Annotated in this window: 19 protein-coding genes and 3 tRNA genes; 10 read left to right on the top strand and 12 right to left on the bottom strand. The window is 67.8% G+C overall.

What is annotated here, in order from left to right:
* Positions 1–77 precede the first annotated feature (77 nt).
* Both tig and AC1DNC_RS12385 read right to left on the bottom strand, forming a co-directional pair.
* Complete coding sequence (gene tig / locus AC1DNC_RS12390; RefSeq protein ID WP_476862829.1) at positions 78–1,487, bottom strand: trigger factor; 1,410 nt, start codon at positions 1,485–1,487, stop codon at positions 78–80.
* A gap of 68 nt (positions 1,488–1,555) precedes the next feature.
* Positions 1,556–1,630 (bottom strand) — tRNA-Pro (locus AC1DNC_RS12385).
* A 131-nt stretch (positions 1,631–1,761) separates the two neighbouring features.
* Between AC1DNC_RS12385 and AC1DNC_RS12380 the strand changes: the two genes are divergently transcribed.
* Positions 1,762–1,832, top strand: a tRNA-Gly gene (locus tag AC1DNC_RS12380).
* 146 nt (positions 1,833–1,978) lie between these two features.
* Here AC1DNC_RS12380 and AC1DNC_RS12375 read toward each other — a convergent pair.
* The 3 genes from AC1DNC_RS12375 to AC1DNC_RS12365 form a co-directional block, all read right to left on the bottom strand.
* The gene (locus tag AC1DNC_RS12375) at positions 1,979–2,926 is read right to left on the bottom strand and encodes an Fpg/Nei family DNA glycosylase (RefSeq protein ID WP_476862828.1); all 948 of its coding nucleotides are present in this window, start codon (positions 2,924–2,926) and stop codon (positions 1,979–1,981) included.
* Positions 2,926–3,420 (bottom strand): ribose-5-phosphate isomerase, encoded by a 495-nt coding sequence (locus tag AC1DNC_RS12370; RefSeq protein WP_476862827.1) that lies wholly within the window; start codon positions 3,418–3,420, stop codon positions 2,926–2,928. Before AC1DNC_RS12370 ends, AC1DNC_RS12375 begins: the two co-directional genes overlap by 1 nt.
* 73 nt (positions 3,421–3,493) lie before the next feature.
* Positions 3,494–4,495: a hypothetical protein gene (locus AC1DNC_RS12365; protein ID WP_476862826.1), complete on the bottom strand. Its 1,002-nt coding sequence runs from the start codon at positions 4,493–4,495 to the stop codon at positions 3,494–3,496.
* Positions 4,496–4,638: 143 nt separating this feature from the next.
* On the opposite strand from AC1DNC_RS12365, the gene pepN reads away from it, so the two are divergent.
* Together pepN and AC1DNC_RS12355 are read left to right on the top strand one after the other, a co-directional pair.
* Positions 4,639–7,191, top strand: coding sequence for an aminopeptidase N (gene pepN / locus AC1DNC_RS12360; protein WP_476862825.1), 2,553 nt, complete (start codon positions 4,639–4,641; stop codon positions 7,189–7,191).
* A gap of 103 nt (positions 7,192–7,294) precedes the next feature.
* Positions 7,295–7,792 (top strand): OsmC family protein, encoded by a 498-nt coding sequence (locus tag AC1DNC_RS12355; RefSeq protein ID WP_476862824.1) that lies wholly within the window; start codon positions 7,295–7,297, stop codon positions 7,790–7,792.
* Here AC1DNC_RS12355 and AC1DNC_RS12350 read toward each other — a convergent pair.
* Positions 7,780–8,787 carry an NAD-dependent epimerase/dehydratase family protein gene (locus AC1DNC_RS12350; protein WP_476862823.1) on the bottom strand — a complete coding sequence of 336 codons (1,008 nt, stop codon included), beginning with the start codon at positions 8,785–8,787 and terminating at the stop codon, positions 7,780–7,782. The two genes, AC1DNC_RS12355 and AC1DNC_RS12350, sit on opposite strands and share 13 nt — an antisense overlap.
* Before the next feature lie 88 nt (positions 8,788–8,875).
* Between AC1DNC_RS12350 and AC1DNC_RS12345 the strand changes: the two genes are divergently transcribed.
* The 4 genes from AC1DNC_RS12345 (at position 8,876) to AC1DNC_RS12330 (ending at position 11,241) form a co-directional block, all read left to right on the top strand.
* Positions 8,876–9,535 carry a mechanosensitive ion channel family protein gene (locus tag AC1DNC_RS12345; RefSeq protein WP_476862822.1) on the top strand — a complete coding sequence of 220 codons (660 nt, stop codon included), beginning with the start codon at positions 8,876–8,878 and terminating at the stop codon, positions 9,533–9,535.
* Position 9,536: 1 nt separating this feature from the next.
* Positions 9,537–9,995, top strand: a complete 459-nt coding sequence (locus tag AC1DNC_RS12340; RefSeq protein ID WP_476862821.1) for a globin — start codon at positions 9,537–9,539, stop codon at positions 9,993–9,995.
* Positions 9,996–10,131: 136 nt separating this feature from the next.
* Positions 10,132–10,575: a GNAT family N-acetyltransferase gene (locus tag AC1DNC_RS12335; RefSeq protein WP_476862820.1), complete on the top strand. Its 444-nt coding sequence runs from the start codon at positions 10,132–10,134 to the stop codon at positions 10,573–10,575.
* Positions 10,576–10,611: 36 nt separating this feature from the next.
* The gene (locus tag AC1DNC_RS12330) at positions 10,612–11,241 is read left to right on the top strand and encodes a CG0192-related protein (RefSeq protein WP_476862819.1); all 630 of its coding nucleotides are present in this window, start codon (positions 10,612–10,614) and stop codon (positions 11,239–11,241) included.
* Positions 11,242–11,303: 62 nt separating this feature from the next.
* On the opposite strand, the gene AC1DNC_RS12325 is transcribed toward AC1DNC_RS12330, so the two are convergent.
* The gene (locus AC1DNC_RS12325) at positions 11,304–11,963 is read right to left on the bottom strand and encodes a DUF8185 domain-containing protein (protein WP_476862818.1); all 660 of its coding nucleotides are present in this window, start codon (positions 11,961–11,963) and stop codon (positions 11,304–11,306) included.
* A gap of 63 nt (positions 11,964–12,026) precedes the next feature.
* Here AC1DNC_RS12325 and tesB point away from each other — a divergent pair, with 63 nt between their 5' ends.
* Positions 12,027–13,007 (top strand): acyl-CoA thioesterase II, encoded by a 981-nt coding sequence (gene tesB, locus AC1DNC_RS12320; protein ID WP_476862817.1) that lies wholly within the window; start codon positions 12,027–12,029, stop codon positions 13,005–13,007.
* A gap of 78 nt (positions 13,008–13,085) precedes the next feature.
* On the opposite strand, the gene ettA is transcribed toward tesB, so the two are convergent.
* The 3 genes from ettA to AC1DNC_RS12305 form a co-directional block, all read right to left on the bottom strand.
* Positions 13,086–14,768, bottom strand: coding sequence for an energy-dependent translational throttle protein EttA (gene ettA / locus AC1DNC_RS12315; protein ID WP_476862816.1), 1,683 nt, complete (start codon positions 14,766–14,768; stop codon positions 13,086–13,088).
* Positions 14,769–14,867: 99 nt separating this feature from the next.
* On the bottom strand, positions 14,868–15,323 hold the full coding sequence (locus AC1DNC_RS12310; RefSeq protein WP_476862939.1) for a DUF6993 domain-containing protein: 456 nt from the start codon (positions 15,321–15,323) through the stop codon (positions 14,868–14,870).
* Positions 15,324–15,444: 121 nt separating this feature from the next.
* On the bottom strand, positions 15,445–15,984 hold the full coding sequence (locus tag AC1DNC_RS12305) for a single-stranded DNA-binding protein (RefSeq protein WP_476862815.1): 540 nt from the start codon (positions 15,982–15,984) through the stop codon (positions 15,445–15,447).
* Between the two features lie 268 nt (positions 15,985–16,252).
* Here AC1DNC_RS12305 and AC1DNC_RS12300 point away from each other — a divergent pair.
* A tRNA-Arg gene (locus tag AC1DNC_RS12300) sits at positions 16,253–16,325 on the top strand.
* Between the two features lie 94 nt (positions 16,326–16,419).
* On the opposite strand, the gene AC1DNC_RS12295 is transcribed toward AC1DNC_RS12300, so the two are convergent.
* Positions 16,420–17,436, bottom strand: a complete 1,017-nt coding sequence (locus AC1DNC_RS12295; protein WP_476862814.1) for a magnesium and cobalt transport protein CorA — start codon at positions 17,434–17,436, stop codon at positions 16,420–16,422.
* 238 nt (positions 17,437–17,674) lie between these two features.
* Here AC1DNC_RS12295 and AC1DNC_RS12290 point away from each other — a divergent pair, with 238 nt between their 5' ends.
* Positions 17,675–18,232, top strand: coding sequence for a LapA family protein (locus AC1DNC_RS12290; protein ID WP_476862813.1), 558 nt, complete (start codon positions 17,675–17,677; stop codon positions 18,230–18,232).
* Between the two features lie 59 nt (positions 18,233–18,291).
* Here the strand turns inward: AC1DNC_RS12290 and map are convergent, their stop codons facing one another.
* Positions 18,292–19,059, bottom strand: coding sequence for a type I methionyl aminopeptidase (map, locus tag AC1DNC_RS12285; protein ID WP_476862812.1), 768 nt, complete (start codon positions 19,057–19,059; stop codon positions 18,292–18,294).
* Between the last annotated feature and the right edge of the window lie 7 nt (positions 19,060–19,066).

Here is a 19,066-nt window from a genome sequence, read left to right as displayed (position 1 = left end):
TCATTGCAGGCTTAAAAAGCCGCACCCCCGGATCGGTGATCCGGGGGTGCGGGCAGGAACTGCGGGAACCGTTGGTGCTAGAACTTCACGGCCGCGGGGTCGTCGTTCTTCGGCGCTTCGGTGGCTGCTGCGTCGTCGGCGGTCTCGGCCTCGGAAGCGGCGTCCTCGGCGTCGGCCTCGAAGGAAGCCTCTTCGCCGCCGGGGCGGACGAAGTCGCTAAGGTCAACCTTGTTGCCCTCGGAGTCGGTGACCTCGGCCTGGCCCAGGACCACGGCGAGTGCCTTGCGGCGGCGAACCTCGGAAACCATCATCGGAACCTGGCCGCTCTGATCGATGATCTGGGCGAACTGGTTCGGGTCCATGCCGTACTGGCTGGCGGTGGTGACGATGTAGTCGATCAGCTCGTTCTGAGTGACGTTGACTTCTTCCTTTTCGGCGATGGCGTCAAGGATGATTTCGTTCTGGAAGGCGCGCTCGGTGTTGGTCTTGACCTCGGCGCGGTGCTCCTCGGTGTCGTGCTCGCCTTCACCGTGGGAGTTCTCGGCGCTGAAGTGCTGCTCGAGCTGCTCTTCGACGACGGAAGCCGGAACCGGGACCTCGACGAGCTCAACGAGCTTGTCCAGGACCTTGTCGCGGGCCTCGACGCCCTGCTCGACGGTCTTGGAGTCTGCGGCCTGCTTGGCGAGGTCCTCGCGGAGCTCGGCAAGGGTGTCGAACTCGGACGCCAGCTGGGCGAAGTCGTCGTTGGCCTCGGGAAGCTCGCGCTCCTTGACGGCCTTGACGACAACCTTGACCTGTGCGGACTCGCCGGCGTGGTCGCCGCCCACGAGGGTGGTGTCGAAGATGGCGTCTTCGTCGGCGCTGAGGCCGGTGACTGCCTCGTCGAGGCCTTCAAGCATGGTGCCGGCGCCGACCTGGTAGGACAGGCCGGACGCGGAGTCGACCTCGGCGCCGTCGATCGAAGCGGTGATGTCGATGGTGAGGAAGTCACCGTCGGCTGCCGGGCGGTCCACGGACTTCAGCGTGCCGAAGCGGCCGCGTAGTTCGTCAAGGGCCTTGTCGACGTCGGCGTCGGACGACTCCGCAGCGGCAACCTCGACCTTGATGCCGGAGTAGTCGGGGAGCTCGATCTCGGGGCGCACGTCAACCTCGGCGTGGAACTTCAGCTCGCCGTCGGTGGCGGACGGGTCCGGAACCTCGGTGATTTCAACCTCGGGACGGCTCAGCGGGCGGATGCCGGTTTCCTGCACGGCAGCCTGGTACCAGCCGTTGAGGCCTTCGTTGATGGCCGTTTCCAGGACGTAGCCGCGGCCGACGCGCTGGTCAATGAGCTTGGAGGGGACTTTGCCCTTGCGGAACCCGGGAACCTGGATCTGCGAAGCAACAGTCTTGTATGCCTCTTCGATGCTGGGCTTCAATTCCTCAAAGGGGACCTCAACATTGAGCTTGACCCGCGTGGGGGTGAGGTTCTCGACAGCGCTCTTCACAGTCTAAGTACTCCTGGTTTTGGGGGATGGGGTTCTGCAACGCCACATGTCTGGCAGTTGCTGCAGAGTCGGGGTGACAGGATTTGAACCTGCGACTTCCTGCTCCCAAAGCAGGCGCTCTAGCCAAGCTGAGCTACACCCCGTAAGTGCACAGAACAGTCTACGGTCATACTGTGCCGATTTGCACATTTGACACTGGGGGCCTGAATTGGGTTTAGTTATATCCGGCTTCAACAGCCGCCCGGAAGTTTTGCTGAAGTTCCAGCAAATTCCCGGGGACGTAGCTTAATGGTAAAGCCTCAGTCTTCCAAACTGATTACGCGGGTTCGATTCCCGTCGTCCCCTCCGAAATATGACGAAGCTAGGGCCCCTCTCCGGAGGGGCTTTTTTCGTGCCCGTCGCCCCCATCGATTGCTCCGTAGCCGCCCTTTTGGGGCGTCAAAAGGGCATCTACTCAGCAATCGACGCGCCTGCCGGGCACCCCGGCCGGTTCAGGCTGACTGGCAGGCAGGGCACCAGTAGAGCTTCCGGGCGGCGTGCTCCGTCAACGCCACCGCTGTGCCGCAGTCCCGGCACTCCTGGCCGTGCCGTCGGTAGACGAAGTGCGCGTCCCCGGGCTCCGGCAGCGTGCCGGCGGGGCGGGCTCCGTTGCCCGCTGCGCCGACGACGGCGGTTCCGTCGCCGCGGGTCGAAGTCCAGTAACGCTCGGGGGTGGTGATGATCCGTCCGTCGCGCACGCCGTCGGACATCATCGCGACGGTGTCGTCCCACAGCTGTCCAGCGGCCGCCGCGGACAGGGCCGTGCCCGGCAGCCAGGGATCCAGCCGCTGCCGGAACAGCAGTTCGGCCCGGTAGACGTTGCCGACGCCGGCGATCACCTTTTGGTCCATCAGCAGCGTCGCCAGCGGGGTGCGCTTTTTCGCCAGGGCGGCGATGAAGCCCTCCCGGTCCCCCGGAAGATTCCGCAGCGGATCGGGTCCCAGCCGGTCGGTGACTGCCTGGGCCTCTGTTTCGGTGAGCGTCTCGCAGGTGGTTGCCCCGCGCAGGTCAGCCCAGCCGTGGGCGCTGGCCAGCCGCACCCGCACGGCGCCCACCGGAGCCGGCGGTCCGGCATACACGGTATCCGGGGCGGCGTCGCCGGAGACCTCCCGCTCCCCTATTTTGCGGGGCGCGCCGATGCTGGAAGCACCGCGGAAACGCTCGTCCCCGCCGAAGTCCCAGGCTCCGTAGAGCCCCAGGTGTACGTGCAGCACCAGGCCGTGGTCGAAGTCGAGGAACAGATGCTTGCCGTGCGCCACGGAGGCGGTGAGGACATGGCCGTCCAGCAGTGCCGCGCCCTGTACGAAACGCCCCTGGGGGCTGGACACGGTGAGCCGCTCCCCCGCAAAGACGTCATCGAACTGCCGCGCCAGCCGGTGGATCGAATGCCCTTCCGGCACTACTCGACGACCTCGCCGGTGGTTTCGTAGGTGGCGATCTTGCCGATCCGGCGGACGTGGCGTTCGTCATTGCTGAACGGCTCGGTCAGGAAGGCCTCGATGATGGCGGTGGCCTCGTCGACGCTGTGCTGGCGGCCGCCCACGGCAACGACGTTGGCGTCATTGTGCTCACGCGCCAGCTTCGCGGTGGAGAGGTTCCAGGCCAGGGCGGCGCGGACTCCCTTGACCTTGTTCGCCGCGATCTGCTCCCCGTTGCCTGAACCGCCCAGGACGATGCCCAGTGCGTGGATGCCGGCCTCCTGGTCCGCGACGACCGCGCGGGCGGCGTTGATGCAGAACGAGGGGTAGTCATCGAGAGCGTCGTAGACCTTGGGCCCGTGGTCCACCACGTCGTATCCCTTGGCGCTGAGGTGGCCCACCAGGTGGGCGCTGAGCTCCATGCCGGCGTGGTCGGTGGCGATGTGAACGCGCGGGAAATCCGGGGCAGTGGTCACGGCGTATCCGTTTCTGTGGGGCGCCGGTGGGCTCTCGGCGCTGCTGGTCAGGGTTCTTCCCAGCCTACTAGGGCTACGCCGTCGGCGCCCCGCCGTTGCGGCGTGCCCGCGCCGCCACGCGGGACAGCACCTGCGCTACGTTGTCCGCCGTCGTCGCATTTCCCCCGCTCACTGCCAACCGCCGGCCGTCGGAGCGGTCGACGACGACGGCGGGGCCGCTGCTGACCAGCATCGCCGTCGTGGCGCCGTGGCTCCGGTAGCCCCAGCCGCCGTAGTCGGACGCCTTGACCTCTTTCGGCGTCGCCGAGTCGATGGCGGCGGCAGGTACGTCCATGACCCGCACGAACCCGGCAGCGAACACCCGCAGCCCACTCCGGTCCACCCGGATCCGGGCAAAGAGGAACACGGCCGCCAGCAGTGCGACCGCCACCAGCAACGCGGCCAGCCAGGGCACGGCGACGGTGAGCAGCGCCGCGGGGAACAGTGTGGCAATCCCGAGCATCACAAAGACCGAACTGCGCGCATGGACCCAGAGGCTCACGGAATCGCCGGCCAACTCGGGGTCCAGCTCCCGCTCCAGCGCGGCCTGCACGGCCCGCTCGTCATCCGTGGACCACCGCTCGTCGGCCTTGAAGACGAACCCCATGACCACTCCCAGGCCCAGGGCTGCGCCACTGCCCATGGCCAGGACAACAACGTCCACCCGCGATCCACGGGCGTCCGGCAGGCCGAGCTGGCCCACCAGCACCGCGGCGAGGACGGTGGTGACGAACAGGCTCACCGCGAGTCCGGCGCCCATCATGAACCGGCGCATCATGACCGGCCGGGACAGCGGCGCCGCCTGCAGCAGGACGGCCCAGCCGACCAGCACGATCAGGGCCGCCCCCACCCCCACCACCGCTCCAAAGGGCGCAAAGTCCGCGGCCCCGGCATCCGTCCAGCGGACGGCCAACGGCTCGGGCAGGTCATTGCGGATCAGCAGGGCGCACACCACGAAGGCGGCCGCCAGCATCAGCGGGAACCCCACGGCGAAACGCAGCGCCCTGGCGTCAACCGAATCCCGGATCTTTCCCATGACTCCAACGCTACCCCTGCGCGGCCGCCCGGAGGGGACACGCTGTGACGTGCACAACTTGCCAAGCTGCTGCAACGTGAAAGAATAATTTCACAGTATTGTTTCCACCGTTCCCACCCTTTTGGAGGCACCCTTTGCCCGGTATGAACCTCACGCGCGCCGAAGCCCGCGAGCGCGCCGAACTGATCGCCGTCGACTCCTACGAGGTCAGCCTCGACCTGACCCGCGGGGAGAAAGTGTTCGGCTCCACCACTGCCGTGAAGTTCACGGCCAAGCCCGGCTCCTCGACCTTCATCGACGCCGTGACCCACACGGTGCACAGCGTCACGCTGAACGGCCGCGAGCTGGATCCTGCGGAGGTCTCCGACGGCATCCGGATCCAGCTACCGGACCTCGCCGCCGAGAACGAGCTCCTGGTGGTCGCGGACGCCCCTTACATGAACACGGGCGAGGGCCTGCACCGCTTCGTGGACCCGGTGGACAATGAGGTCTACCTGTACACGCAGTTCGAGGTTCCCGACTCCCGGCGGATGTTTGCCGTCTTCGAACAGCCCGACCTCAAGGCCAGCTTCAGCTTCACCGTCACCGCGCCGTCCCACTGGGACGTCGTCTCCAACTCCCCCACCCCGGTGCCGGTCGAAACCATCCCGGGCGAGGACGGCGGCGCCCGCTCGGTCTGGGAGTTCGCCCCCACCCCGCGGCTCTCCTCCTACGTCACGGCCCTGATCGCCGGGCCCTACCAGTCGGTCCGCAGCGAGGTGAAGTCCGCCGACGGGAAGGTCACCCCGCTGGGCGTCTTTGCCCGCAAGTCCCTGATGCAGTACCTCGATGCCGACAACATCTTCGACCTCACCCGCCAGGGCTTCGAGTTCTTCGAGGCCCAGTTCGGCTGCCCCTACCCGTTCGAGAAGTACGATCAGCTCTTCGTGCCGGAGTTCAACGCCGGCGCCATGGAAAACGCCGGCGCCGTGACCATCCTGGAAGGCTACGTCTTCCGCAGCAAGGTCACCGAGGCCCAGGTGGAGCGCCGCGCCATCACCGTGCTGCACGAGCTGGCCCACATGTGGTTCGGCGACCTCGTGACCATGCGCTGGTGGAATGACCTCTGGCTCAACGAGTCCTTCGCCGAGTACATGTCCCACCTCGCGGCCGTCGAGAACACCAAGTTCGACCACGCCTGGACCACCTTCGCTTCGGTGGAAAAGTCGTGGGCCTACCGCCAGGACCAGCTGCCCACCACGCACCCGATCTTCGCCGAGATCAACGACCTGCAGGACGTCGAGGTGAACTTCGACGGCATCACCTACGCGAAGGGCGCCTCGGTGCTGCGGCAGCTGGTGGCCTGGGTTGGCCCGGAGGAGTTCATGGCCGGCGTGCGCGAGTACTTCCGCAAGCACTCCTGGCAGAACACCGAGCTCAGTGACCTGATGGTCGAGCTGGAAAAGGCCAGCGGCCGCGACCTGGACCACTGGGGCCGGCTCTGGCTGGAAACCGCCGGGGTCAACACGCTCAAGCCGGAGCTGTCCGTCGGCGAGGACGGCACGATTACCTCGTTCGCCATCCTGCAGTCCGCCACCGAGTCCCAGCCGACCATCCGCCCACACCGCCTCGCCGTCGGTTTCTACAACCTCGACGGCGCCGGGAAACTGGTGCGCGTGCACCGGGAGGAGCTCGACGTCGACGGCGAGCGCACCGAGGTCCCGGCCCTGGCCGGGCTCGCTCAGCCGGACCTGATCCTGCTCAACGACGACGACCTCGCCTATGCCAAGGTCCGGCTGGACCAGAAGTCCCTGGCCACCGCCACGGCGCACCTGAAGGACTTCGGCCAGAGCCTGCCCCGGACCCTGGTCTGGGGTTCTGCCTGGGACGCCGCGCGCGACGGCGAAACCCCGGCCCGCGGCTACGTGGAACTGATCCTGGCCAACATCGCCGAGGAATCCGACTCCTCCGTGATCCTGGTCCAGCTCCGCCAGCTCGCCACCACGTTGAACTTCTACGTGGCCGCAGAACACAAGGAAGCCACCGCGACCGCCGCGGCCGACCGGCTCTGGGAGCTGGCCTCCCGGGTCCCGGCCGGCTCCGACGCGCAGCTGCAGTTCGTGAAGTCCTACGCCTTGCTGGCCCGCAGCGCCGGCCAGCTGGACACGGTCGCCGGCCTGCTGGACGGCTCGCGCGAGCTGCCCGGCCTCACCGTGGACCAGGACCTGCGCTGGGAGCTGATTGCATCCCTCGTGGTCGGCGGCCGGGCAGGCCAGGATCAGATCGACGCCGAGCTCGAGCACGACAACACCGCCACCGGACAGAACGCGGCAGCCCTGGCCAAGGCGGCCATCCCCACCGCAGAGGCCAAGGCCGCGGCCTGGGAGTCGATCGTGGTCAAGGGCGAGCTGTCCAACGCGCTGCAGGGTTCGGCGGTCGCCGGGTTCACCCGCGTGCTGGACACGGCCCTGCTGGAGCCCTACGCCGAGAAGTACTTCGAGGCCGTCCCGGGCATCGTCAAGGACCGCACCCACGCCCTGGCCCAGCAGATCGTCGTCGGACTTTACCCGGCGCAGCTGACCACGCAGGAAACGGTGGACCGCACCGATGCGTTCCTCGCCTCGCTGCCCGAAGACAGCGCGGCGCTGCGCCGGATGATGCTGGAGAACCGCGACGGCGTGGCCCGCGCCCTGCGCGCCCGCTCCGCGGACATCTAGCTCCGGCCGAGACTGACCCGCAAGACGGGGACAGCAGCCCAGGACCCCGGCACCGCTAGGCGGCGCCGGGGTTCTGGCGTTTCAGCGCCGCTAGACTGGCGGCATGAGCCTCGACTTGCACCGTTACGCCCTGACCGTCCGCTGGACCGGAAACCTGGGCAGCGGGACCTCGTCGTATCGGGGCTACTCCCGCGACCACGACGTCGAGATCCCCGGGCTGCCGGTGCTGAAAGGCTCGGCGGACCCCACCTTCCACGGGGACCGGGAGCGGCACAACCCCGAACAGCTGCTGCTGGCGGCGCTCTCGCAGTGCCACATGCTGTCCTTCCTGCACGTCGCGGTGAAGCACGGCGTGGTGGTGACCGGCTACGAGGACCAAGCCGAGGGCCTGATGCGCACCAACCGGGACGGCAGCGGCCAGTTCGAATCGGTCACCCTCAAACCCCGGGTCACGACGGCCGAGCCGGTGGCGGACGAGCTCTTCGAGGAACTGCACCGCGGAGCGAACGCGGTCTGCTTCATCGCCCGGAGCGTGAACTTCCCGGTCCGGCACGAGGCCTCCGCAGCCGTGGACCCGGCGGCAGCAGCTCAGCTGGACTGAAACTCCGCCTGGAATTCCTGCAGCAGCCGGCGCTCGGTGTCCGGGCTGAGACCGGCCCGGCGTTCCCGGTCCAGCCCGCGGCGGCGCTCGTCCGCCAGTGTGTCGCGCAACGTCTCCGTCCAGGGCCGCAAAACCATCCCGGCGGCCTGCGCCGCGGCGCCGCTGCGGGAGGAGAACCCGGCGTGGCCGTCCGGGAGCCAGAGCGGCAACGAGTCCGGACCTGCCCAGTAATTCGCACCACGGGCGGCGAGCCAGTCAGACGGCGCCGCCACGACCTCCCCGCTTCCCCCGGACAGCCGCCGTGACTCCTCGAGGTACTCGGCAAAGGGCACCGGCTCGCCCACCGCGTTCAACGCCCCCGTGACACCCTCCTCCGCCGCGGCCAAGACCCAGGCGGCCAGGTCCCGGACGTCGATGATCTGGGTGGCGTCCGCAGGAATATCCGGAGCCAGCACCGGCCCCGTATCCCGGGCGAAACGGGCGGGCCAGTAACCGTACCGGTCCGAGCCATCCCCCGGCCCGCCGATCAGCCCGGCCCGGCAAAGGTGCGCCCGGCCCCCGGCCAGTTCCGTTGTCAGGCGTTCGATCGCCGACTTCGCTTCCCCGTAATTCTCCGCCGTCGCCGGGATGCCGGCCGGCAACGGCGCCAGCACGGCGTCGTCCTCCGCCGCGCCGGGCACCGAGTGGTCCGCGTACACGGAACAGCTGGATACGAACGTCCAGTGGCGGGCACTGCCGGCGAGCGCCTCAAGCGCTTCCTGAGCCTGGCCCGGGTCCCGGGCGACCTCGATGACGGCGTCCCATTCCCCCGCGTGGACGGCCCCCTCGTAGGCGGCCGGGCCGGTTGATCGGTCCGCTTGCAGCCACGTGGCCCCCTGCGGCGGTGGCGACGTTGTCCCGCGGGCCAGGCACATGACCTCGTGGCCGGCGGCGACGGCCTGCCGGGCGATTTCTGCTGACAGAAAGGCTGTGCCGCCGAGGACGAGGATGCGCATGGGGCCACGGTACGGCGCTAATGTTGAAGTTGAACAGAGTGTTATGCGCCCGGCGAACGCGGGCGTTCCGAAGGAGTAAACCCTGCTGATGTACAGCCTGACCGCCGCCGAGCCGCTCACGACGCCGGACATTTCGGCCATCAACCTGCCCGGTGTCCTGATCAGCATCGGGGTCGGCGTCGCCGCGTGGCTGGTGGCGTCCTTCGTGATCGCAGGCATCACGAAGCGGGTCGCCGCGGGCACCACATTCTTCAAGAAGCCGCATTTCCGCTGGGTGGCCCCGGCGCTGCGTGCCCTGGACCATCAGCGGCGCGAGCAGCGCGCCAACACCATCGGTTCCCTGCTCAACAGCGTGGTGAGCGTACTCGTCGTCGTGATCACGGTGATGTATGTCCTGCAGAACCTCAACGTGAACATCGCCCCGCTGCTGACCAGTGTGGGCATCCTCGGCGTCGCGATCGGCTTTGGCGCCCAGCAACTGATCCGCGACTTCCTGGCCGGCATCTTCATCACCATCGAGGACCAGTACGGGATCGGCGACGTCATTGAGACCTCCGAGGTGGTGGGCACGGTCGAGTCCATGGGCCTGCGCATCACCCGGGTCAGGGCCGAGGACGGCACGGTCTGGTACCTGCGCAATGGCGAGATCCTGCGGGTAGGAAACCGTTCACAGGGCAGCTATGTGGCGCCCGACAGCGGACCGGCCGACGACGCCGGCTCCGCAACCCAGCAACAGGCCGGAGAATAAAATGACGCTTCCCATTGCCGGCGAACCCCGCCAGCCCAAGATGCTGATGCAGAACGATCCATTCAGCCAGCCCGGTTACACGGACAATTTCTATGACGCCGTGGGCGGCCATGAGACGTTCGTGAAGCTCATCGATGTGTTTTACGACAGCGTCGCGACGGACCCGCTGCTTCGCCCGATGTATCCGGAAGAGGACCTCGGACCGGCGAAGCGGCGTTTCCTGATGTTCTTGGAGCAGTACTGGGGCGGTCCCACGACCTACGGTGAGGAACGCGGCCACCCGCGGCTGCGGATGCGGCACCAGCCGTTCCGCGTCACGCCCGAGGCCAAGGACGCCTGGCTGCACCACATGCGCACCGCTGTCGACGCCCTGGAACTGCCGCCGCTCTACGAGGGGACCCTCTGGGACTACATGGAACGGGCGGCGCTCTCGATGGTCAACAGCCCCTCCGGCGCCTAGGCCGGACATGGAAGACCCCGGAGGCACTTGGGGGGATGTCTCCGGGGTCTTTCTGCCTCAAGAATACCCTGCCGGGTATGGGGCGGCAAGTGTTGCGGCCGTCTTTACTGCCGCCGTGATGGGTAGGGTACTTTCCATGCCGATAATCCGCGACGACCGTCCCGCCGACCGCACCGCGCTGGCCGCGCTCAGGGCCAGGTGGGCCGCAGAGCAGGAGCCCGAACCGCGGGGCGGCCGGGACTTCGACGAGATCTACGGCGACTGGATGGATGCCAACCCACGCAAGTTCTTCGTGGCGGAGGAAGACGGCCAGCTGATCGGAATGCTCAACCTCCTGGTCTTCGAACGGATGCCGAAGCCGGGGAAGCCGCCCTCCTTCTGGGTCTACCTCGGTAACGTTTACGTGCTGCCGGACTTCCGGAATGCCGGCGTCGGGGCGCAGCTGGTGCAGGCCGCAATTGAGTTCTCGCGAGGCCTCCCCGCGGCACGAATGGTCCTGTCGCCGTCTCCCGCGTCGCACAATTTCTACACCCGGCTGGGATTCCAGCCCGCAGCGGAGCTCAGCGTTCTCCGGTTCTGACCGGGGACGCAGCCCCGTCCGGCTAGGCTGACGGGCATGGCGATCATTCATCAGGCTCAGCTGCAGCCCACGAAACTTGAACTCCTCCAAAGCTGGCTGCCGCGGCAGCCCTGGTTCACGAGAGGCGCCGCGGGGCTCGGCAAGGTGGGCGCCTTCCGGTTCGACGACCCGGACGGCGAAGTCGGCATGGAGACGATCCTCGTCGCGGCTGACGATACGGTCTTCCAGGTGCCGCTGAGCTACCGGGGCTCACCCCTGCACGGCGCCGAGGCGTCGTTAATCGGGACCATGCAGCACTCGGTCCTCGGCGAGCGGTGGGTTTACGACGCCGTCGGCGATCCCTGCTACCTGGACGCCCTGGCCGCCGCCATCCTGACGGGCCAGCCACAGGCGCAGCACTTCCTGGCGGTGGAGGGCAGGCTCGAGGCGATGCCGGAGACGGTCCTTGTTGGCAGCACCGGGCCGCATCGTTCCGCGGCGCCGGCCCTCGGCCCAGCCACAGTCTCCAACACGGACGCGGGAACGCTGGTCCGGACCGGAGCGCTGGAGCTGCTCGTCATCCGCCGGCTTCAACTGGCGGAACAGGCCGCTGGCCCCGAGGCCCTCACCGGAACCTGGGACGGCCAGCAGACCCCGGTCAAACTCGCGGCCGTCACGGCAGGCTGAGCGCGTCGAGCTCCGGGCGGCGCTGGCCTGGGGATCTGGGGACCTAGGGACCTGGGCTCGTCCTAGAGTCCCGATCCGGCACGGACCAGGACGTGCCCGCGGGGGCTGCTGAGCCGGAACCACCGGCCCGAGCGGAAGAGGCTTTGTTCGGCGTCGGCCAGGAATCCCAAGGTCAGCGCGGCGAAGGCCGCACCGGCTGGCAGGCCGCTCGCGTCGGGCAACTCCCGGCCCCAGACGGTGGCCCGGGCGTTGTTCACGATCAGGGCGCCCGGCTTGTCCGGGATGATGGCCGCGATTTCGCTAATGCCGGCCTCTGCCGCCAGTCGAAGGGTTGCGTCCTGCAGCGTTCCAAGCGGCTCCCACCCGGCGCGGGGAGCGCCGACGCCGGCCCACGATTCGGTGACGGTCATCGGCGGCACCGGCAGTTCGACGTCGTCGGCGCCAGCACGGGCCAGGCGGTCCAGCACCGCGGAGAGCGGGACGGTCACGTCGAGTTCGGCGGGCGCAGCCAGGGCGACGGTCCGGAGCCCCAGGATGGTCGGGGTGGCCTCCCCCAGCAGCCGGGGCCGCAGCACGCAGACATAAGCCGCCAGAACCGGCCCCGAGGCGTTCAGCCGGATGGCGCCGTCGTCGACAGCCCGGGCCCGGGTGGCGAAGGTGCGCAGGTCGGCGAGGTCGCGGGGATCGGTGAACTGCAGGGGCTGGGTTAGGACGTCAGACACAATCTCGACTCTACCGGCTGTGCCTCTTTTGAGCCGTGCCGGGGTGCCGTCTAGAGTCAAACCATGACTGAAGCCGAAGCCGGATTGCAGGCGATGCCCACCGAGGATCCCACCTCCTCGCTCATCCAACTCCTGAACCTCGGCGAGCTGGAGGGCGCAAGGACCGACGAGGACATCTTCATGGGCCCCTCCCAGAAGCAGCCGCGCCAGCGCGTCTTCGGCGGCCAAGTGCTGGCACAGTCCCTGGTAGCCGGCAGCCGTACCGTTCCCGAAGGCCGCGGAGTCCACTCCATGCACGGCTACTTCCTCCGGCCCGGCGACGCCAACAAGCCAATCACCTTCGGGGTCCAGCGGCTGCGCGACGGCCGGTCCTTTTCCGCTCGCCGGGTCCATGCCTACCAGGAGGGCATGCCTATCCTGTCGATGATCGCGTCTTTCCAGGACGAGGATGAAGGCATCGAGCACCAGACCGAAATGCCCGCCGGGATACCGGACCCGGAGTCGCTGCCGAGCACGGCCGACCTGCTCGGCAAATACGACCATCCCGTGGCGCGGCACTGGGCCTACGAGCGGCCCTTTGACATCCGCCACGTGGATCCGGCGCTGTACGTGTCCGCGAAGGGCCCCAAGGAGGCCCGGAACGCGGTCTGGATGCGTACCTTCGGCCCGATGCCCGACGACCCGGAGATGCACCGCGCCGCGCTGGCCTACGCCAGCGACTACACCCTGCTCGAATCCGTGCTGCGCCGGCACGGAATGAGTTGGATTACCCCGGGAATGTCCGTGGCCAGCCTGGACCACGCCATGTGGTGGCACCGGCCCGTCCGCGTCGATGAATGGCTGCTCTACGTCCAGGAATCGCCCAGCGCACAGGGTGCCCGCGGCCTGGCCACCGGCAAGATCTTCAGCCGCGACGGCCGGCACGTGGCGACCGTGGCCCAGGAGGGCATGATCCGGGTGCCGACCGACCTGAAAAACAAGGTCAAGGGTGCTGTGCAGACCAAGGTGCTGAAACACCAGATGCGCAAGGCCGACCGCGGCTGAGGCGGACACACAAAAGGCCCGGCTCCCCGTGGGGAGCCGGGCCTTTGCATTGGCCATGGCGGGACCGCGCTGCCGGACTTAGTCGCGGGTCAGGCGGCGGTGCGTCACCCGGTGCGGCTTGGCCGCGTCCGGGCCGAGGCGCTCGATCTTGTTCTCCTCGTAGGATTCGAAGTTGCCCTCGAACCAGTACCACTTGGAGGGGTTCTCCTCGTCGCCTTCGTAGGCGAGGATGTGGGTGGCCACCCGGTCCAGGAACCAGCGGTCGTGCGAGACGACGACGGCGCAGCCCGGGAATTCGAGCAGGGCGTTCTCGAGGCTGCTGAGCGTCTCAACGTCCAGGTCGTTGGTCGGTTCGTCGAGGAGCAGCAGGTTACCGCCCTGCTTGAGGGTCAGCGCCAGGTTCAGGCGGTTGCGCTCACCACCGGAGAGCACCCCGGCCTTCTTCTGCTGGTCCGGACCCTTGAACCCGAATGCGGCAACGTAGGCGCGGGACGGCATCTCGACCTGGCCGACCTGGATGAAGTCGAGTCCGTCGGAGACGACCTCCCACAGGGTCTTGTTCGGGTCGATGCCGCCGCGGCTCTGGTCAGCGTAGGAGATCTTGACGGAGTCGCCGATCTTCAGTTCGCCGCCGTCGAGGGGTTCCAGGCCGACGATCGTCTTGAAGAGCGTGGTCTTGCCGACGCCGTTCGGGCCGATGACGCCCACGATGCCGTTGCGCGGCAGGGTGAAGGAGAGCCCGTCGATCAGGGTGCGGTCCTCGAAGCCCTTCTGGAGGTTCTTGGCCTCCAGGACCAGGCCACCGAGGCGCGGGCCCGGCGGGATCTGGATCTCTTCGAAGTCGAGCTTGCGGGTACGGTCCGCCTCGGCGGCCATTTCCTCGTAGCGGGCCAGACGGGCCTTGGACTTGGTCTGGCGGCCCTTCGCGTTGGAGCGGACCCATTCGAGTTCTTCGGCGAGGCGCTTAGCCTGCTTCGCGTCCTTCTTGCCCTGGATCTCCAGGCGGGCGCGCTTCTTCTCGAGGTACGTGGAGTAGTTGCCCTCGTACGGGTACAGGTGGCCGCGGTCGACTTCGGCGATCCATTCGGCCACGTGGTCCAGGAAGTACCGGTCGTGGGTCACGGCCAGGACTGCACCAGGGTAGGAGGAGAGGTGCTGCTCGAGCCACAGCACGCTCTCGGCGTCGAGGTGGTTGGTGGGCTCGTCGAGGAGCAGCAGGTCCGGCTTCTGCAGCAGGAGCTTGCAGAGGGCGACGCGGCGGCGCTCACCACCGGAGAGCAGCGTGACGTCGGCATCGGCCGGCGGGCAGCGCAGGGCATCCATGGCCTGCTCGAGCTGGGAATCGAGATCCCAAGCGTCGGCGGCGTCGATGGCTTCCTGCAACTGGCCCATTTCCTCGAGGAGGGCGTCGTAGTCAGCGTCCGGGTTGGCCATTTCCTCGGAGATCTCGTTGAAGCGCTGGATCTTGCCGTAGATCTCGCCGACGCCTTCCTGGACGTTGCCCAGAACGGTCTTGTCCTCATTCAGCGGCGGCTCCTGCAGCAGGATGCCGACAGTGTAGCCGGGGCTCAGCCGGGCTTCGCCGTTGGAAGGGGTGTCCAGGCCGGCCATGATCTTGAGAATGGTGGACTTACCGGCACCATTCGGGCCAACAACACCAATCTTGGCCCCCGGGAAGAAGGACATGCTCACGTCGTCGAGGATAAGTTTTTCGCCAACAGCCTTACGGGCCTTGGTCATTGTGTAGATAAATTCCGCCATGCCTACAAATCTAGTGGCTCGGCACGGATAACTCACATTCCGGGCCCTGCCAGCCGGCGATGTGGCTCCGCATGTGCATGGACGACCTCCGGACCGGTTCTAGGCAGCCGAACCCGCGAAACAGCGGCCATCGGCCAAGACGGTCAAGACGGTCACTGCCACCGCGCCGTTGCGCAGCTGGGCGACGACGCAGTCCCTGTCCTGCCGGACCGCGGCCTCAACGACATCAGCCTGCAGGCCGGTGGGGGTTTGGCTCGCAGTGACTTCGATGGATGCCCGAGGAAACCCAGCTTCGACGAGGGCCGCCCGGATTTGTTCCGTTCCGGGCTTGGACCCTCCGCTCGATAGCTTCGTCAGGGCCGCCTCTACCCGGTCCCTGGCAGCGGAAGTCGCAGGGCCCAAGGTTGCTGCCGTGGAGGGGATCCGGGCGGGTACGGGCGGCGCCGGGACAAGCGGAGCCTGCGTGGACGAAGCCTGCGTGGACGGGAGGCGGGCCGACGCTCCCCCGTTGACGCCCTCGACCGCCGAGCAACCTGCCGTTGCTGCCAGCAACACGACAAGCGCTCCGAGCACAGGCAGCACCAGATGGCGTCGGGTGTTCGTCCGGGCTCGCTTCACCCGGCAATTCTGCCATGTGGTCTCAGCCACGCGGTCTCGCGGCCTCAATCCGCCGGACTCAGGCGGCGGCCCCTTTCAGTTCGCCGGTCTCTGCATCAAAGTCCTGCTCGTCATCGTCTGTTCCCGCAGCGTCGGCGTCGTCCGCCCCGGCATCCATGTCGCGGTCGGCGTCGTCCGGGGCGTCCTGCCCGGCGTCCGCTCCGTGCGGCACGGCGCCGTCGTGACCGGGGACCGGGCCATTAGCGGCAGTGCGCGTGAAATTGGCAGAGCCCCACATCAGGTCGTGGCCAACGGACTCGGCGTCGATCTCCGCCACGTGATAGACGCGGCCATCCTTTTCCCAGCTGCGCATCTTGAGCCGGCCGACGATGATGACCCGCTGGCCCTTCTTGATGCTGCAGCCCATGTTTCCGGCCAGCTGGCGGTAGCCCTGCACCGTGAACCAGTTGGTATTTCCGTCCACCCAGGCGTTCGCGGAGCGGTCAAAGCGCCGCTCCGTCGAGCCCAACCGGAAGGAAGCGGTGGCGACGCCGCCCGGCGTCGTCGAACTCCTGATCTCCGAAGCAACGAAGCCGCGGACCGTGATGCTGTCGTTCATTGGTCTGTCCTGTCTGGGAATTGTCCCTGTTTCGAAGAGGGTCTGTCCTGAAGAAGCGCTGCCTTGAATAAGCGCTGTCTCGATTGGTCCCGCTCCAGCGGGCAGTTCCAGCTTCGCGCCCGGGTGTCCTGGCTGTCAGTGCGGGTTTCCGCTATGTGGAAAACCCGGCCGGCCAGCAGGCACGGGCTCTCCTTGACTGGCGGCGCGCGCGGGGCACTGTAAACTTCTTGAGGCGTCCCCGGCATCAGCCGGCCGGCACGCCGAACGTGCCCCAGTAGCTCAGGGGATAGAGCAGCGGCCTTCTAATCCGCCGGTCGGGGGTTCGATTCCCTCCTGGGGCGCAACGTGCGGCCCTGGTCGCGGATCATCCGCCGCCCAGGGCCGCACCTTTCCCGCCTCGCACCGACGAGGCCAACAACCGCCAACCCGGCCCCTTCAAATCCATTTGTTGTGCCTGAAGGTCAGGTAGAGCGCCACTCCCATCACCAGCATCAGCCCCAGCGCCATGGGGTAGCCGAATACCCAGTCAAGCTCCGGGATGAGGCGGAAGTTCATGCCGTAGATGGACGCGATCAGCGTGGGCGCGAAGAGAATGGCCGCCCAGGACGAGATCCGCTTGGTCTGCTCGTTCTGGGCAATGCTCGATTCCGTGAGGAGCCGCATTTCGTCGTTCTGCCGCTGGGCGACGAGTGCGGCGTTGACCGCGAGCGCGTTCTGGAGCAGGGCGCGGAAGGCTGCGATCCGTTCACTCAGGCGCAGCACGTGATCCAGCACATCGCGGAAGTGGTCCTGCAGTTCCGGCCCGGGCACCCGGTTCGGGAGCCCGGCCCGGAGCGCCTGAAGGATGCCGGTCAACGGGGCCGTCGCACGCTGGAACATGATCACCTGCCGCGAGAGTTCGTAGATCCGGCGGGAAACTCCCGGATCGGCGGCGAAAAGCTCATCTTCGATCTCGTCGACGTCGTTCTCCAGGCCGGCGGCCACAGGTTCGTACTCATCGACCACCTGGTCAAGGATGGCGTACAGCACGGCGTCCGGCCCCAGCGCCAGGAAGTCCGGCTGGGATTCCATCCTGCGGCGCACCCGGGCGAGGTCCGGTGACTCCGCCCGGCGGACGGTGACCACGAAGTCGGGGCCAGTGAATATGTGGATCTCGCCGAACTGGACCTTTTCCACTTCGTCCAGGTAGCGCGCCGGCCGCAGCACCAGGAAGGTGGTCTCGCCGTAGTGTTCGAGCTTGGCACGCTGGTGGCCGGCGAGCGCGTCCTCCACCGCAAGATGGTTCAGGTCAAACTCTTCGGCCACCGAGCGGAGCTCCTCGGCGTCCGGACGGTACAGCCCGATCCAGGCCATCCCCTGGCGCTGCCGCAGCAGGAAGTACGTCTCGTCCAGGTCATCCGGGTCCGCGGTCCGGTACCCGTCCACGTAGACGGCGTTGTCGACGATCGTCACGGCTATGCCTCCTCGCCTGAACCGCCCGCTCCGGGCGTCCCCCTTTGGCTGTGACGCTATACCGTCGGCCCTCCGGTGCCAACAGCCCGTAGCCTCCCGCAAGCGCCAAGCGGACCGGGCAGGAACGCACCCCCAGGCTGCATACCCCCAGACCATCAGCACGCTTAGTATTGAGGTGAGACGCGGGGCGCCAGGGAATGCCTGGGCAATCCGCCCGCAACCGAAAGGTACGGCCGCCATGACCCAGACTCCCGACAGATTCGATCCCAGCGACCGCATGGCTCCCCACGATGCCCACGACGCCCCGCCCGCGCAGTACCCCAGGCCGTCGGAGGCCCCGTCCGGAGACGTCGGGGGCTACCCGGCTGGCGCCGCGGGAAACAGCGCCGCCGTTGATACCGGAGCCCCGGTTGAAAGAGCCCCTGTTGAGACAACCCCGGTTGGCCAGACAGCCGAACCGCGCCAAGAAGCTCCCCGCGCCGGGACCCCGGCACCGACGGCGGCCATAGACGAACCCCGCCGGGTCACCCGGGCAGGCATGGTGTGGACCGCCGTGGCCAGCGCGCTGGTGGTGCTGATCCTGCTGATCGTCTTCATCCTGCAGAACCAGGTCTATGTCCAGGTGAAGTTCTTCGGCCTCGAAGGGTCCGTCCCGCTCGGCGTCGCTCTCTTCATCGCAGCGGTGGGCGGCGGCGTGCTGGTCGCCATCGCCGGGGCGGCCCGCATCGTTCAGTTGCGGCTCGCCACGCACCGCCAGCGCGCCCGGCTCGCCGTCCAGGGCACACGAAACCGCTGAAATCCCGCTGACACCCCGGCGGCCTGCGCCGATCGTTCGGTCTTCGCCACCTACCGGCCCTAGGGCAGGGTCAGGATGACCGGCCCGTCTGCGGTGATCGCCACGGTGTGTTCGCTGTGGGCTGCGCGGCGCCCGTTGGCCGAACGGAGGGTCCACTCGTCGTCGTCGTGGTAGTAGTCGTCGTCGCCGCCGAGGATCAGCATGGGTTCGATCGCGATGACCAGTCCTTCGGTCAGTTTGAGGCCCCGGCCCGGCCGCCCGTGATTGGGCACGGGCGGTTCGGCGTGCATGGTCCGGCCAATGCCGTGGCCGCCGTGGTCGGCGAGCAGCCCGTAACCGGCCCGGCGTGCGGCGCCGCCGATCGCGTAGGCCACATCTCCCATTTTGTTGCCGATCCGCGCCGCCTCAATGCCGCGGGCTAGCGCCTCATCGGTAGCGTCGATGAGTGCCTGGTCCACCGGGTCCGCCGTGCCCACGATGAAGCTAACGGCCGCGTCCCCGCACCAGCCGGCAAGGAAAGCGCCGCAGTCCACGCTGAGCAGGTCGCCGTCCGCGAGCCGGTAGTCGTTGGGGATGCCGTGCACCACGGCGTCGTTGACGGACGTGCAGATCACGCCCGGGAAGGGGACGGAGGCCCAGCGGGGGTGGTAGTTCAGGAACGCCGGCGTGGCGTCTGACTCTGCCATCACCTGCGCGGCCACGGCGTCGAGATCCTTGAGGGACACGCCGACGGCGGCAGCCTCACGGACCTGCGCCAGCGCGTTCGCCACCACCCGCCCGGCCTCGCGCATCAGGGCGATCTCTTCGGGGCTTTTGATCATGGACATGGCATTC

Source organism: Arthrobacter sp. 01N442 (assembly GCF_056399345.1).
The sequence above is the reverse complement of the archived record's forward strand: the minus strand, read 5'-3'. Positions and strand labels throughout refer to the sequence as shown.

Excerpts from the sequence above, each read along its gene's own strand:
- AC1DNC_RS12335 (WP_476862820.1), top strand. The coding sequence starts at position 10,132 with ATGCCGATAATCCGCGACGACCGTCCCGCCGACCGCACCGCGCTGGCC.
- map (WP_476862812.1), bottom strand. The coding sequence starts at position 19,059 with ATGTCCATGATCAAAAGCCCCGAAGAGATCGCCCTGATGCGCGAGGCC.
- AC1DNC_RS12345 (WP_476862822.1), top strand. The coding sequence starts at position 8,876 with ATGTACAGCCTGACCGCCGCCGAGCCGCTCACGACGCCGGACATTTCG.
- tesB (WP_476862817.1), top strand. The coding sequence starts at position 12,027 with ATGACTGAAGCCGAAGCCGGATTGCAGGCGATGCCCACCGAGGATCCC.
- ettA (WP_476862816.1), bottom strand. The coding sequence starts at position 14,768 with ATGGCGGAATTTATCTACACAATGACCAAGGCCCGTAAGGCTGTTGGC.
- AC1DNC_RS12355 (WP_476862824.1), top strand. The coding sequence starts at position 7,295 with ATGAGCCTCGACTTGCACCGTTACGCCCTGACCGTCCGCTGGACCGGA.
- AC1DNC_RS12330 (WP_476862819.1), top strand. The coding sequence starts at position 10,612 with ATGGCGATCATTCATCAGGCTCAGCTGCAGCCCACGAAACTTGAACTC.
- AC1DNC_RS12365 (WP_476862826.1), bottom strand. The coding sequence starts at position 4,495 with ATGGGAAAGATCCGGGATTCGGTTGACGCCAGGGCGCTGCGTTTCGCC.
- AC1DNC_RS12305 (WP_476862815.1), bottom strand. The coding sequence starts at position 15,984 with ATGAACGACAGCATCACGGTCCGCGGCTTCGTTGCTTCGGAGATCAGG.
- AC1DNC_RS12340 (WP_476862821.1), top strand. The coding sequence starts at position 9,537 with ATGACGCTTCCCATTGCCGGCGAACCCCGCCAGCCCAAGATGCTGATG.
- AC1DNC_RS12350 (WP_476862823.1), bottom strand. The coding sequence starts at position 8,787 with ATGCGCATCCTCGTCCTCGGCGGCACAGCCTTTCTGTCAGCAGAAATC.
- AC1DNC_RS12290 (WP_476862813.1), top strand. The coding sequence starts at position 17,675 with ATGACCCAGACTCCCGACAGATTCGATCCCAGCGACCGCATGGCTCCC.
- pepN (WP_476862825.1), top strand. The coding sequence starts at position 4,639 with ATGAACCTCACGCGCGCCGAAGCCCGCGAGCGCGCCGAACTGATCGCC.